Origin of the sequence: Streptomyces sp. NPDC005955 (assembly GCF_042871255.1) — a bacterium.
GTDB lineage: Bacteria > Actinomycetota > Actinomycetes > Streptomycetales > Streptomycetaceae > Streptomyces.
In genome coordinates, this window is record NZ_JBIAIF010000005.1 from 288,364 (window position 1) to 302,080 (window position 13,717).

General features: G+C 69.8%; 9 protein-coding genes. 5 read left to right on the forward strand and 4 right to left on the reverse strand.

Annotated elements, in window-relative coordinates; all coding sequences use genetic code 11:
* Window positions 1–40 precede the first annotated feature (40 nt).
* From lat to ACFYOU_RS15665, 4 genes are all read left to right on the forward strand, one after another.
* Window positions 41–1,390 carry an L-lysine 6-transaminase gene (lat, locus tag ACFYOU_RS15650; RefSeq protein ID WP_391306117.1) on the forward strand — a complete coding sequence of 450 codons (1,350 nt, stop codon included), beginning with the start codon at window positions 41–43 and terminating at the stop codon, window positions 1,388–1,390.
* A 389-nt stretch (window positions 1,391–1,779) separates the two neighbouring features.
* Window positions 1,780–2,418 carry a LuxR C-terminal-related transcriptional regulator gene (locus tag ACFYOU_RS15655; protein ID WP_391306119.1) on the forward strand — a complete coding sequence of 213 codons (639 nt, stop codon included), beginning with the start codon at window positions 1,780–1,782 and terminating at the stop codon, window positions 2,416–2,418.
* Entirely contained in the window at window positions 2,415–3,656 is a 1,242-nt protein-coding gene (locus tag ACFYOU_RS15660) for a DNA glycosylase AlkZ-like family protein (protein WP_391306121.1), read from the forward strand. Before ACFYOU_RS15655 ends, ACFYOU_RS15660 begins: the two co-directional genes overlap by 4 nt.
* Before the next feature lie 101 nt (window positions 3,657–3,757).
* The gene (locus ACFYOU_RS15665) at window positions 3,758–4,921 is read left to right on the forward strand and encodes an aminotransferase (RefSeq protein ID WP_391306123.1); all 1,164 of its coding nucleotides are present in this window, start codon (window positions 3,758–3,760) and stop codon (window positions 4,919–4,921) included.
* A 10-nt stretch (window positions 4,922–4,931) separates the two neighbouring features.
* Here ACFYOU_RS15665 and vioC read toward each other — a convergent pair whose 3' ends face one another.
* A complete protein-coding gene (gene vioC / locus ACFYOU_RS15670) occupies window positions 4,932–5,960 on the reverse strand; it encodes an arginine beta-hydroxylase, Fe(II)/alpha-ketoglutarate-dependent (protein WP_391306124.1) in 1,029 nt (342 codons plus the stop codon).
* Window positions 5,961–6,212: 252 nt separating this feature from the next.
* Here vioC and ACFYOU_RS15675 point away from each other — a divergent pair, with 252 nt between their 5' ends.
* Window positions 6,213–7,352, forward strand: a complete 1,140-nt coding sequence (locus tag ACFYOU_RS15675; protein WP_391306126.1) for an aminotransferase class I/II-fold pyridoxal phosphate-dependent enzyme — start codon at window positions 6,213–6,215, stop codon at window positions 7,350–7,352.
* Between the two features lie 155 nt (window positions 7,353–7,507).
* Here the strand turns inward: ACFYOU_RS15675 and ACFYOU_RS15680 are convergent, their stop codons facing one another.
* Genes ACFYOU_RS15680 through ACFYOU_RS15690 form a run of 3 tightly spaced genes read right to left on the reverse strand, consistent with a single transcriptional unit; the run spans window position 7,508 to window position 13,626 of the window.
* Window positions 7,508–9,805: a M20/M25/M40 family metallo-hydrolase gene (locus ACFYOU_RS15680; RefSeq protein WP_391306128.1), complete on the reverse strand. Its 2,298-nt coding sequence runs from the start codon at window positions 9,803–9,805 to the stop codon at window positions 7,508–7,510.
* Window positions 9,806–9,849: 44 nt separating this feature from the next.
* The gene (locus tag ACFYOU_RS15685) at window positions 9,850–12,192 is read right to left on the reverse strand and encodes a lantibiotic dehydratase (protein ID WP_391306130.1); all 2,343 of its coding nucleotides are present in this window, start codon (window positions 12,190–12,192) and stop codon (window positions 9,850–9,852) included.
* Between the two features lie 42 nt (window positions 12,193–12,234).
* Entirely contained in the window at window positions 12,235–13,626 is a 1,392-nt protein-coding gene (locus ACFYOU_RS15690; RefSeq protein WP_391306131.1) for an MFS transporter, read from the reverse strand.
* Window positions 13,627–13,717 lie beyond the last annotated feature (91 nt).

Consider the following 13,717-nt stretch of genomic DNA (forward strand, 5'->3'; position numbering starts at 1 on the left):
CGGCCAGGCCGTCCACCCGCCCCCAACGCGAGGAATGCCGATGTCCCTCCCCACCACCAGCTCGATCACCCCTGCCCAGGTCCACCCGATCCTGTCGGCCCACATGCTCGTCGACGGATACCCGTTCGTCCTCGATCTGACGCGCAGCCACGGCAGTTGGCTGGTCGACGCGCTCACCGGGCGTTCGTACCTCGATCTCTTCACCTTCTACGCGTCCAGCCCGCTGGGCTTCAACCCGCCGGACGTGGTGGAGGACGCGGAGTTCGGGAAGCTCCTGGCGAAGGTCGCCGCGAACAAGCCGTCGAACGCGGACGCCTACACCCCGGAGCTGGCGGAGTTCGTCACCACGTTCGCCCGGGTGCTGGGCGACCCCGAGCTGCCGCACCTGTTCTTCGTCGAAGGCGGAGCGCTGGCCGTGGAGAACGCGCTGAAGTGCGCCTTCGACTGGAAGAGCCGACGGAACGAGGCGGCCGGCCGGTCCCCGTCGCTCGGCACGCAGGTGCTGCACCTGAAGCACGCCTTCCACGGCCGCAGCGGATACACCCTGTCCCTGACCAACACCGAACCGGTCAAGACCGAGCGCTTCCCGGTGTTCGACTGGCCGCGCATCGACACGCCCGCGATCCGCTTCCCGCTGGACGAGCGCAACACCCGGCTGGTCGAGGACGCCGAGCGGGCGGCGCTCGCCCAGGCGGAGGCGGCGTTCGCGGCGCATCCGCACGACATCGCGTGCTTCATCGCCGAGCCCGTCCTGAGCGAGGGCGGCGACATGCACCTACGTCCCGAGTTCCTCCAGGCGATGCAGCGGTTGTGCCACACGCACGACGCGCTGTTCGTGCTCGACGAGGTGCAGACCGGGGTGGGGCTGACCGGAACGCCCTGGGCGTACCAGCAGTTGGGGATCGAGCCGGACGTGGTGGCCTTCGGCAAGAAGGCTCAGGTCGGTGGGGTCATGGCCGGCCGACGGGTGGACCTGGTGCCGGACAACGTCTTCCGTGTCAGCGCCCGCGTGGGGTCGACGTGGGCCGGGGGCCTCGCCGACATGGTCCGCTCGCGTCGTCTGCTCGAGATCATCGAACGCGATCAACTGATCGAGCGGGCAGTGGTGTTGGGCGGCAATCTATTGGAGGGATTCCGTTCACTGGCCGACCGGTTCCCCGGCCTGTTCTCCAATGCCCGGGGACGCGGACTGATGTGCTCCTTCGACCTGCCGTCGGCCGCGATCCGCGATGCGTTCGTCGACGTGCTGCGGGAGGAAGGAGTTCTCGTACTCCCCGGCGGTGAACGCACGGTGCGGTTGCGTCCCGCGCTGTCGGTCAGTCAGGAGGAGTTGTCCCTCGCGCTCGACGCGTTCGCCCGGGCGCTCAAGCGCTGCGACGACGGCGCGTAGAAATTCGTTACCCGCTGATTCCCTCGCGCGGGAGAGTCTGCTATGCCCCAAGAGAGTGGCCCCACCTGGTGGCGGGCATGTCCACCTGTCCCTCAAAACGGCTACAGTTCGAGCGAGACTCGGCTGATAGCATTCCCTTTCGAATCGGGAAGCACGGCTCTGGGGACGCGGTTTACTCGATCGAGGGAGGATGGGCGGCCCGGCCGGATCAAGCGGCGGCTGCAACGACACGCCCGTATATAGCCGTTGCACTATCCCTGAATACCGATGTACTGTCCAGCAATTGTGGCTTAAAGTACGGGGGATTCATGATCAGGACCGAAGCAATTACGGCGTCTCCCATCTTCTTGGCGGGACTCGTCCAGGTTCTTGAAGGTTCGGGAATCGACGTGACCGTACGGTCGTCCGGGACGAACCCGCCCAGACGGATCGACGTCGTCCTCCTCGACGCCGAAGTTCTGTGCGTCGCCTCCTTGCACCAGATCACCGAACTCGCTGCCCAGACACCAGTCCTCATCGTCAACCACGCGTCCGAGGCCGACTCCGCCGCCTACCTCCGGGCGGGTGCTTCCGGCATCGTCCACAAGAGCGTTTCGGTGGCCTGCATCATACGGGCCATTCGGGCTCTCGCCGCCGGTTCCAGCCCCTCCCCGTGTCTGTGCGACGCCACTCAACCCTCGCTCGGAAGCGCCGGCCCCATCGCCCAGGAGGGAGCGACCGTCCCGGACGGCAACCTTTCCGACCGGGAGAATCAGGTACTCCGTCAGATATCCCGCGGACTCACCCACGGACAGATAGCGACACGACTGGGAATCAGCCCGCACACCGTCGACACGTACGTAAAACGCATTCGCACCAAACTGGGCGTCGGCAACAAAGCGGAACTCACCCGGGTCGCCTTACTCGGACAGCGAACGGGCGCGTACACCCCCGTCCAGACCGACAGCCGGACGCACGGCAGCGAGCACCTCCTGGAACTGGGACGTTCCCTCGGACAGCTCGCCCAGCAAGGAGCCGCAGCACGATGACCCCGTCCAAGGCGACGCTCACGCTCAGCAAGACCGAGGCGCGCCGACTTGCCCTGACCAGACAGCACTTGACCGCGTCCCGCCCCGATCCGACGCCGGACGGACTGCGTACCGTCCTGCGCTCGCTGCGCTACCTCCAGCTCGACCCCGTGAACGTGGTGGCGGCCAGCCACGAACTGGTGGTCTGGAGCCGTCTGGGCGCCGCGGCGGGGCCGCACCTGTCCACGATCTGGTGGCAGGACCGCTGGCTCTTCGAGTACTGGGCCCACGCGGCGGCCATCGTGCTCACCGAGGACTACCCGCTGCACCGCGCGACGATGGACGCCTACCCGCCGCCCAACCGGTCCTTCACACAGGTCTGGCTGGACGCCAACGTGGTACTGGCCAAGCACGTCCTGTCCCGCCTCGCCGAGGGCACCCCCCTGCCGACGGAGGCCTTCGACGACTGTGCGGCCATGGACTGGCCGTCCTCCGGCTGGACCGCCGGCCGCAACGTCGAGCGGATGCTCACCTTCCTCTGGCTTCAGGGCAAGGTCATGGTGCAGGCCCGCGAGGGCGGCCTGCGCCTGTGGGGTCTGCCCGACGCCTGCCTGCCGCCCGACGCCGACCGGCAGCCGATGTCGGCCGAGCAGAAGGTCACGAAGGCCACCGAGCACACGCTCCGAGCCCTCGGGGTCGCCCGCCCGCTCGACATCAAGCAGTACTTCCTGCGTGGCCAGTACGACGGCCTGCCCGACGTGCTGCGCAGCCTCACCGAACAGGGCAGGGTCATCCCGGTCCGCGTCGAAGGCGGCAAGCCGAACGAGACCTGGTACGTGCACGCCGACGCGGAGGACGAGCTGACGGCGATCCGCTCCGGCGACTGGCACGGACGCACCGTCCTGCTCTCCCCCTTCGACAACCTCGTCAGCGACCGCCGACTGACCCAGCGGCTGTGGGACTTCGACTTCCGCAACGAGATGTACATCCCCAAAGCCAAGCGCCAGTACGGCTACTACCTGCTGCCGATCGTCCACGAGGACCGTCTCGTCGGCCGGATCTCCCCGCGCGTGGAACGCAAGCGGGACAGCCTGCTGGTCGAGGGCATCCACCTGGAGCCCGGCGTCACACCGACGGCCGCGCTACGCCGGGCGGTCGTCGAGCAACTGGAGGACCTCGCCGCCTTCCGCGGCGTGAGTGACATCGAGTACGGGGAGGCGCTCCCGGACGGCTGGCGGGCCTCGCTCCTGTCGTCCTGACCCGCTCCCTCCCCGATGGCACGTCCCCTGAAGAGGGGGTTGGTGGCACCAAGCGGGTCCGGGGAAGCTCGGTGGGACGAGCTCTTCGAAGGAGAACCGGCGTGCGACTTACCTCCAGGACCCTGCTGCGGACCCCCTCGCCCATCGGGGCGACGTACGCGCTGCTCGACGAGCGCGACGGAGACGCGGGCGCCGCCCTGCTCGACCTCGCCCAGGCGGTCCCCGCGTATCCGCCGGCCCCGTCGGTCGTGGAGCACGTCGTCTCCGTCGCCCGGGACGCCCACGGCGCCGACTACGTCGATCTGGCGGGGCTGCCGAAGCTGCGGACGGCCTTCGCCGACGAGTTGTCCCGCGACTACCGGGGCCGGGTCAGGGCGGAGAACATCCTCGTCACCGCCGGCTGCAACCAGGCCTTCTGCCTGGTGACCTCGGCTCTGGCCGAGCCGGGCGACGAGATCATCCTGCCGTTGCCGTACTACTTCAACCACGACATGTGGCTGGGGCTGGACGGCCTCACCCCCGTCCACCTGGAGCCCGGCCCCGACCTCGTACCGGGCGCCGCGGCGGCCGAGGCCCTCATCACCCCGCGCACCCGGGCCATCGCCCTGGTCACGCCCGGCAACCCCACCGGGGTCACGATCCCGCCGGAGGAGATCGTCGCGTTCGCGCGGGTGGCAGAACGGCACGGGATCGCACTGATCCTCGACGAGACGTACCGCTCGTTCCGCGGCACGGACGAACCGCCGCACCCCCTGTTCGCCGACCCCGGCTGGCAGGAGACGGTCGTCAGTCTGCACAGCTTCTCCAAGGACCTCGCGATCCCCGGTTACCGGGTCGGCGCGATCGTGGCCTCACCCGCGCTGAACGAGGAGGTCATGAAGCTGCTCGACTGCGTCACGATCTGCCCGCCGCGCATCGGCCAGGAGGCCGCCTGGGCCGGACTCACCGGTGCCGGCCAGTGGCGCCGGGAGCGGGCAGCGGAGATCGTCTCGAAGCGGGACGCGTTCGCCCGGGCCATGGCGCGGCGTCCGGGAGGGTTCGAACTGCTCTCCGTCGGCGGCTTCTTCGGCTGGCTGCGCCATCCGTTCGCCGACCGGCCGACCGAGGACGTGGTGCGCGAACTCCTGCTGAAGCAGGATGTCCTGGTGCTGCCGGGCACGGCCTTCCACCCCGTGGACCACCGCACACTGCGGGTCAGCGTCAGCAATGTGACGGAGGCCGCTCTGCACGACTTCGCCAAGCGCCTCGCGGCAGTCGGCGGGTGAGGAATCGGTATCAGTAGATGACGCGGTCGCCGGTCGCGGGACGCCAGGCCCGCGAACCCCGCAGGTTGCGCGTGATGTTGAGCCTCTTCAGCCAGCGGTCCGACCCGTCGTAGCGGGCCTGGAACGACTTGCGGCCGTGCACCGAGCGGAAGTTGTCGATGAAGACCAGGTCGCCAGGGAGCAGCACGACGTCATTCATCGCCCTCTCGATCTCCTGGCACAGCTGCTGGAACGCCTGCTGGCTGCGGTCCGTCCATCCCGAGGGATCCATGTGGTACGGATCGAGGGCCATGTACGGGTCGCGGCGGTCCCCGTAGAGCAGGGGCCGCTTCTGCGGGTTGTCGTTCCACTCCTGGATGAGCCGGAAGCTGCGCTCGCGGAGCGCGTCGATGCCCGGGTCGCCGGAGGACGCCAGGCCCTGCTGCGGCTGGTGCGAATTGTCGGGCATGACGGTGAACTCCGCCTCGAACAGGGCGTCCACGTCGACGTGTGACCAATCGATGTCCGGCACGGTCGACACGACCGTCGCCACCGCGTCCGGGTTCTTGAGGCACATCAGCGCCACATAGTCGCCCCGGCAGGGATGAAAGGCGTCCTCCGTGTGCCACGAGAGGTGCTGAAGGCTGTTGGAACCGATCTCGTAGTTCTCGTGGCCCTTGATCGGTAGAACGTCGTGCATGATGCGGCCGTCCTGCTGCGTCGCCCATCCGAAGACGTCGCCGAGGGCGGTGGCGCACAGCAGGAAGAAGATCTCCTGGCGGAAGGCCGGCGAGTCCGACTGGCTGTCGCGCCAATGCTCGGGCGTCGAGCCCAACTCGGCCTCGTCCACGCCCAGACCGGAGATCCGGCAGAGTGCCGACGGCTCCTCGAAGCGGAATTCCTCGAGAAACGACAAGAGGTGGGCGGGCAGCGCCTTCGCGAGCACGGGAGCCCGGCGGATGAGCTCGGGATTCTCGATCGTGTCGTACGTCGCCGCCAGCCCGGCAAGCATCGGCGTGAGCGCCGCGTTGTCCTCGGGTGTGAGCGCCAGGTCGTGCATGGCTTTCGTCCTCCACCTTCCCGCCGCCGGTGCTCTCCACCTGCGGTCCGACGTGAACGGATGGAAGTCTAGGCGCGGAGGGGAAAGGCTCGCGGTCCCCCTTAGAGGGGACAGGCGCACAGGGCTCGACCCTCCCTATATTTTCGGCAACGTGACAGTTCCTACGGAGCCCAATCGCGCTTTCGTGACGTCCGAATCGGTTCATCAATACGACGAGCAGAAGGCATCCGGGGACCTATTGAAGGGCTGAGGATGACCGAAATTGTCAATCTGACGACAATGGAAGTTGACGCGCTGATGGACGTCGACGGTGGGCTCAACCTCACAGACGGACACGCCCGGCTCGTTCTCACACCACAGCAGTCCGACATTGTCGCCCGCATTCCCGAAATGTTCGTGGCGGCCACCCGTCGACCGTTCTCCGAGATCGAACTCGCGGCCCACAAGGCGTTCTTCAGCGCGGTCGGCCAGCACACCGCGCCGGTCGGCACCGGACGGATCCTCAGCTGCTACTCGTCGACGCTCGCCACGGACATCGTCGCCCGCGCGCTGCCGGCGGGGGCGACGGTCGCGGTGCTGCACCCGACGTTCGACAACATCGCCGACCTGCTGAGGACCCGCGGTCTCCAACTCGTCCCGATGTCCGAGGAGGACCTCCTCGCCAAGAGGTGGCCGGGCGCCCCGGTCGACGCGATCGTGGTGACGCTGCCCAACAACCCGACCGGACTGATCACCCCCGAGGGACACCTCAAGTCCCTGGCGGAACACGCCGCGCGGAACAACCAGACGGTCATCATCGACGCCAGCTTCCGCGGTCAGGTCCGCGACGCGCAGTACGACACCTACGCGGTGCTCGACGCCGCGGGCTGCGCCTGGATCACCATCGAGGACACCGGCAAGCTGTGGCCGACGCACGAGCTGAAGATCGGCATGCTCGCCTACAGCGAGCGCACCGAACTGCCGATCGAGTACGCCTTCTCCGAATCGCTGCTCGCGGCCTCCCCGGTCGTCCTGCAGCTCATCACGGACCTGGCCGGGGACTGGGTCGACGGCGGCTACGAGCGGGCGCGCGACCTGGTCGAGCGCAACCGGGCCACGGTCAAGGAGACGATCGGCCGGGTCGGCCTGCAACTCGCCGACCCGGACTCGCAGATCAGCGTGGCTCGCATCGAACTCCCCGAGGAAGGCCCCGACTCGGCGGTCCTGCACAAGGAGATGCTCGTGCGCGGCGTCCACGTGCTGCCGTGCGCGCCCTTCCACTGGGCCGACCCGGAGAGCGGTCTGCGCTACATCCGGATCTCGCTGGCCCGGCCGTTCGAGACGGTCCACAAGGCCGTGCAGACGATGGCCGAGGCCTACCGGGACCTCGCACCCGCCTCGTCCCCACGCTGACGGGACCGCGGACGAGGGTGGACACGGTCCGGGGGACACCGTCGAGGTCTCCCGCGGACACGACCGGTGCCCGCCGTCCCGCGCGGACATGAGGCATGCGGTCCGGCCGGACACGTGGCGTGCCGGCCGGACCGCCTCCCCTCCCGTACGGACTCTCAGCGCTTGAAGGTCCGTACGACGAAGGTCTGACCCGCGACCGACGGCCAGCCCGCCCAGCTCTGGTCGGCGCCCAAGGTGGGTGCGCCGACCCCGTCGGGGAGGCCGACCTCGCTGGTCACCACGCGCAGCGGCAGCGGGCCCTCGCCCCGCGCGCGGACGACGATGTCGAGTCCGTCCGCCGGTGGCGCCGCGTAGGTGACACCCCAACCCCACGCGCCCTGCGTGTGGTTGCGCCCCCCGGGGATCTTTCTCCCTTCGACGGATGCGCCGAGGATCTCGTGGCCCCTGGTGTCGGCGTACACGGCGAGGCTGTAGCTGTCCGCGGGCGCCTTGATACGCATCCGTACCGTGCGCACGCCGCCGTCCTCGGCCGCCGAAGCGTCATCGACGCGCGGAAGGTCAAGCCGGGCGGCCTTCGCCTCGCCGTTCGGCAGCGCGACGCCGGACAGCGGCGGAACCCGGTCGTCGTAACGAACGGGGTCCCCGTCGAGGAACTTGCCGACCGTGGGCTCGGAGGTGTCGCCGAGGCTGACCCACGTCGCCTTGCCCGTGTCGGACTCGAGCACGTACCCGAGGCTGACCGCCTTGGGCTCGTCGGCGCTGTAGCCGTCGAGAGCGGCGCTCACGCCGAGCGTGGCCGCGCCCGCCACCGCCGCCGTCAGCATCACCGCGGTGGCCACCCGGCGCCGCGGCAGCGGTTCCACCACGCACAGGAGTGCGCCCACCACGAGCGCCGCCAGGACCAGCGGGACGGCCACGGCCGACAGACCCAGCGTGGGCAGCAGCATGAGGACCACCGGCAGGACGAGGGCGACGGCCGGTACCGCTGCCGTCGCCCCGGACACGGTCCGCCAGGGAGAGCTCTCGGCCGTGTACCGCAGGGTCGCGGCGACGGCGGCGAGGCCGATCAGGGCCGGCCAGGTGAAGAGGTAGGCGGCTCCGGGCAGCAGTACGGCGCACACCAGGGCGAGAAGCGTGAACCAGCAGAGCACGGCCACCGTGACGTCGAGCGCTGACGCCTTGCGGCGGGCCCACCGGTACCAGGCGACGAGCAGGACCAGGAGCAGCAGCGTCTCCCCCACGGCGTAGCGGCCCAGGTGGTAGACGCTGCCGGCGGTGAGCACGAAGTCCGGACGGAACTGTGCCAGCACCCACCAGGCGGCCACCCCGAGTACCGCCGCGCCGATCAGCGTCAGCGGGAACGTGGCGGCGGCCCGTCCGACGCCGCGGGGGGCGAGTCCCGCACGGCGGCCGAACCGCAGGAGCAGCAGTACGGCCAGCAGCGCCACCACGGCGAGCGGCAGGACCAGCCACGCCGGGTAGGACACGAGCGTGCCGAACAGGGAGAAGTACGTGGCGGCTGAACTGCTCCCGGCGAGGTCGTCGCCGCCCAGTTGCCGGACTGCGCCGAGCGCGCTGTCGCCCATGTCCTGTACGGACGTGGGGTCGAGCCGGGCGATGTCGTCGTGGTCGGTGTGATAGTGCGGGGAGCCTCCCATGAAGGCGAAGTTGAGACCCCGCATGCCGGCCTCGTCGAAGACCGTCAGGTCCGTGTCGTGCGGCAGCAGCCGGTAGACCTCGTCGGCGAGTGACGTGGTGAACGCTCCCGACGCCCGCACGGCGGAGGTGATGCCCCCGCCCGCCATCTGGAACATCACGGCGGGCCCGGAGACGCCCCGGGCCTCCATGTTGATCACGACGGTCCGCTCCGGGGCGGCGGCCTGCCGGGTCCCGGCCTCCGCGTCCACGAAGGCCTGCGCGCCGAGCAGTCCGTTCTCCTCGCCGTCCGTGAAGAGGACTTCGACGTCGTTGCGGAGCTGTGGTCCGGCCTTGAGCGCGCCGACGATCTCCAGGATCGCAGCGACGTTGGCGCCGTTGTCGGCGGCGCCGGGGCCCGTCGGCACCGAGTCGTAGTGGGCGACGAGCAGGATGCGGCCGGTGGACTGCTTGCCGGGGATCGTGGCGTGGATGTCGGTGACCGTGCCGGCGTTGGCGGGGGCGTCGTCGACGCCCCGGACGGCGACCCGGGTCAGCGCCTCGGGTGTGAGCCCCAGCGCCCGCAGCTCATCCTGGAGGTAGGTGCGTACGTCCTTCTGCGCGGCTGAACCGGTGGGGTGCGGGACCTTCGCGATGTGGTCGAGTCTGCCGATCGCGCGGGCCGCCGAGAAGTCCTCCTTGGCGGTGGAGACCGACCGGGCGTCGGGCGTGAGAAGCGGCAGCGTGGCCGCGACGGAGGTGAGGAGCAGGAGCAGGAACGCGGCCAGGGCCGGTATCCGTCTCCGAAGAACGAGCATGGCCTGCATGGTTGTACCTCGTGACGGGGGTGGGAGGGAACAGGTCACCGGCGGGCGGCATCGACGGCGACAACCCGCAGTTCGGCGGTGTACGGCTGACCGACGTGGTCACGCAGCCAGAGCCGGTCCACGTCGGGGAGCATCTCGGAGAGCGTGAACCCGCCGCCGTCGGCCTCGGCGGTCCTGCGGACGGATTTCGCCAACAGGTTCACCAGCGCGAGACTGCGGAAGTCGACCGCGATCGGCTTGCGTTCGACCGGCACCCGGTAGAAACCGCGCTCGGGCAGATGGTGTCGGGCCCGCCAGGCGCGTGCGGCCGCGTACCGCCGCCGCTCGTCCTTGATGAACGCCCAGTCGCAGTCCGCCGCCTGGAAGGTCCATGCCTCGCGCTCGACGACGAGCCGGTCGATGCTGATCCTGGGGCGGTGACCCGCCCCGCCGAACGGGCTGAACGCGTTCGCGACGAGGAGCGACAGCGGTTCGCCGATCATTTCCAGGAACGAGTACTCCCGGCCGTCGGTCCGGTGGCGCACGAGCAGTCCGTCGTCGCCCTTTCGCTCCACGATCAGGTCCGCGACCGAGAGGGTGGTCGCTCCCGGGGGCGCGTCGAAGGAGTCGGAGCCGATCGACAGATAGGTGTACCCCGGCAGCCTCAGCTCGGTCGCCCGGGCCATCCGCGACGTGGTCTGGACGGCGTCCATCCGGGGAATGATGACCACCCGACTGTCCATGCCCGAGGCGGCCGCACTGTCCCGCAGGCGCGCGGAGTCGGGGTGCTGGGAGACGAAGAGCTGGCTCTCCAGGGTGTTGATGGAGCAGTGCATCTCGCCGAGGACGAAGTCCACGTCCCCGCGTTCGGCGGCCTCCGGACCCTCCGTCAGGAACATGATGTCGGGCGAGTTCCAGCGGGCGCAGCTCCACAGCGGTGCCCCGGTCGCGAACTCCTGGGCCACCCGACCGGCGATGTCCGCGGCGCCGACCGTGTGCCGGCGCGTGTCGGCGAAGGAGTCCAGGGGCAGGTCGACGACGCGGCGCCAGCGCTCGCGGAACTCCGCGACCACCCCGTCGACCAGTTCCGAGGGGAGGTCGTCCGTGGAGAGCCGGGCGACCTCCGGGAGGAGCGCCGTGAGTATCTGCAGCAACGGTATCGCCTCGGCGCCGCTCCGCTCCAGCTCGCGGTCGAGTACCCGGCGGGCCCGTGCGCGGTACCGTTCGGCGATGCTGTTGGCCAGCCAGCGCGCGCTGTCGAGCAGGAGCCCGAGGGGCACGGACAGCCGGTCGATCACGTCGCGGCCGATCCGGAGATCCAGGTCGCGGACGGTGTCCTCGTAGACCAGCGTCCGTCCTGCGTAGGTGCCACCGGCGCGGCGCGTGGACGAGGACCCGGTGAGGCGTTCGAACTCGGCCGCGAGGTGCCGGGTGGTCCGCAGCAGCCGGTCCGGGTCCCCGGCCGAGGCGGCCACCTCGGCGCGGGCGGCGACGAGTTCGTGGAGCGGCTGCTCGGCGCGCTGTCGCACGGCCGGGTCGCCGAGCCGGGCGATGCGGTCGGCGAGGTCCCGCTCGGGCTCGGGGACGAGTCCGCCCGCGAGATCGATGCGAATGACTTCGAGATCGCGCAGGCGCAGCAGAGCGGTCACGGTGTCCAGGTCGAACGGGGTGCCCGCGATGTCGCCCACGGTGTGCCGGCCGTCGCACTGGCCGAGCACCCGCACTTCCTGCGCGGTCAGGGTGATCGCTTTGCGGAAGGGCAGTTGGATCGTCCAGCCGGTGAGCGAGGCGGAGGGAACGACCCGCGGGGTCAGCCAGGGCAGCACCTCGCGGCGGGCTCCGACCGTGCGGGCCACGGCCTCGACGGCCCAGCCCTCGAAGTAGGTGGTGCGACGGCCCACGAGCGCGGGACCGGGCGTGACCGACAGACCGGTCGTCTCCGGGCTGATCTCGGCCCAGCCGACCGGACCGAAGAAGCCGACCGTGTCGTTCTTCAGGCAGTATCGCTGGAGGTAGGTGACGATCGTCTGCTCGTGGTAGCGGCCGCGCACGTTCCGGGGTTCACCGGCGGCCGCCTTGTCCAGGCAGTTGTGGATGAGCGCCGGGTTCTGCCAGGTGACGGCCTCGCGGAAGGCCGGATCGGCGGCGTTCCTGCGAACCACCGCGCTGAGCCGTTCGGCAGCGGCCTCGAACTCCTTCGCGTAGCGCTCGCGGGACCCCTCCTCCCGATCGTCGAACCGGTCGGCGGCGGCGGCGAGTTCGACGTCGCACAGCTCGGTGATCCGCTCGGCGGGGAACCCCGCACTGCGCAGCGCGGCGTCACCCCACAGGTCCCAGCCCGTGGCTCCGAGCGGTATCCGCAGCGGGTGTCCGTCGCCCGTGGCGTCCGTGGGGTTCATGATGTGCATCCGTGGTGCCCCTTCGTTCCTTCTTGCCGCAGGTCATCGGTCGGAGACCGGCTGGGGTGCCGGGCCGGCCGCCGCTTCCTGGTCGGGGGCGCCGTCCGGGCTCGGGTCCGTCTGCTCGGCGGAGTCCTCCGCGGCGGGCTTCGCCACCTGGTCCGACAGCCCCCGCAGGCCCGGGGTCAGATAGCCCGCGATGGCCGTCGCCAGGACCAGCAGCCCGAGCAGCCCGAACAGGAAGGCCATGCCGCGTCCCTCGCCGGTCCCCAGGAGGCCGCCGACGCTTCCCGCGAGCGCACCGTCCTTCGCGAGCAGGGGTTCGAAGACGTGGTCGGCGATCGGCCCCGCGAGGAGGTAGCTGGTGCACAGAACGGTGTTGGTCACCATGTTGAACGCGGCGAACGCCCGGCCCTGCAGGTCGGGTTCCACTTCGGTGCCGATGATGCTGCGTGACGTGCCGTCAATGATCATCGAGCAGAACATGAAGCCGAACGCCGCGATCGCCACGAGGGTGACGCTGGGGCGCAGCGACCCGAGGCAGAGGAACAGACCCAGCGGGATCGCGAAGCCCGCGGTTCCGTGGATGCGGCGCCGGGGGCCGCCCCAGGACGCCATGGTGACGCTGCCGAGGACCAGCCCGATACCGCCGATGGTGAGGACCACGCCGAGAGCGGAGACCGACGCGAAGCCGATCACCATGGGTGTGATGAGGATGTCGACGAAGCCGACACTGAGGTCGAGCGCCGCGTAGAACAGGGCGAGGGTGATCAGCGCGCGGCTGCTCGTCAGGACTCGCCAGCCCTGACGGATCTCGCTGCGCAGCGACCCCTTGCCCTCGATGCCGGCCTTCGACGGCGGCGGGGTGGGGATGCGCGTGAGGAAGAGGACCACGATGTTGAGGAAGAACGTCGCGCAGTCGATGAACAGCACGCCGCCCAGCCCGATTCCCAGCATGAGCGCGCCACCGACCGCCGGTGCCACGGTCTGGCTGACGGCGTTGGCGACCCCCATCAGGCCGTTGGCCCGGCCGATCTGCTCCTTGGGCGCCAGCAGCACGACGATTGAGTTGAGCGCCGGAACCTGCATGGCCCGCAGCAACGACCGGATCGCGGTGGTGACGAAGATGTGCCACGGCTCCAGATGACCGGCCGTGTGGAGCAGGCCCAGGGTCAGGGTGGTGCCGATGCCCACCGCGTCGGAGACGAGCAGGATGCGTCGCCGGTCCCAGCGGTCCACGAGTGCACCGGCCAGCGGTGAGAACAGGATGCCGGGCAGGAAGGCCAGCACGAAGGTGAGGGCGAGTTGGGTCGTCGAGTCGGTCTCGAGATAGACCCACACCCCGAGGGCGAACCCGGTCAGTGCCGTACCGACCATCGTCACCAGGCTGCTCGCCCAAATCACGGTGAACCTGCGCATGCGCGACTGCCCCATCCACGGTTTATGTTGAGTCGGGAAGGGAATCACGCCGCTCAGGGCGCAGTCCCCATTCCATTTCAAGGCGTACCGGCGCCCAATGGACCGT

Coding starts and splice junctions, on each gene's coding strand:
- lat (WP_391306117.1), top strand. CDS start 41: ATGTCCCTCCCCACCACCAGCTCGATCACCCCTGCCCAGGTCCACCCG.
- ACFYOU_RS15660 (WP_391306121.1), top strand. CDS start 2,415: ATGACCCCGTCCAAGGCGACGCTCACGCTCAGCAAGACCGAGGCGCGC.
- vioC (WP_391306124.1), bottom strand. CDS start 5,960: ATGCACGACCTGGCGCTCACACCCGAGGACAACGCGGCGCTCACGCCG.
- ACFYOU_RS15675 (WP_391306126.1), top strand. CDS start 6,213: ATGACCGAAATTGTCAATCTGACGACAATGGAAGTTGACGCGCTGATG.
- ACFYOU_RS15680 (WP_391306128.1), bottom strand. CDS start 9,805: ATGCTCGTTCTTCGGAGACGGATACCGGCCCTGGCCGCGTTCCTGCTC.
- ACFYOU_RS15685 (WP_391306130.1), bottom strand. CDS start 12,192: ATGAACCCCACGGACGCCACGGGCGACGGACACCCGCTGCGGATACCG.
- ACFYOU_RS15690 (WP_391306131.1), bottom strand. CDS start 13,626: ATGGGGCAGTCGCGCATGCGCAGGTTCACCGTGATTTGGGCGAGCAGC.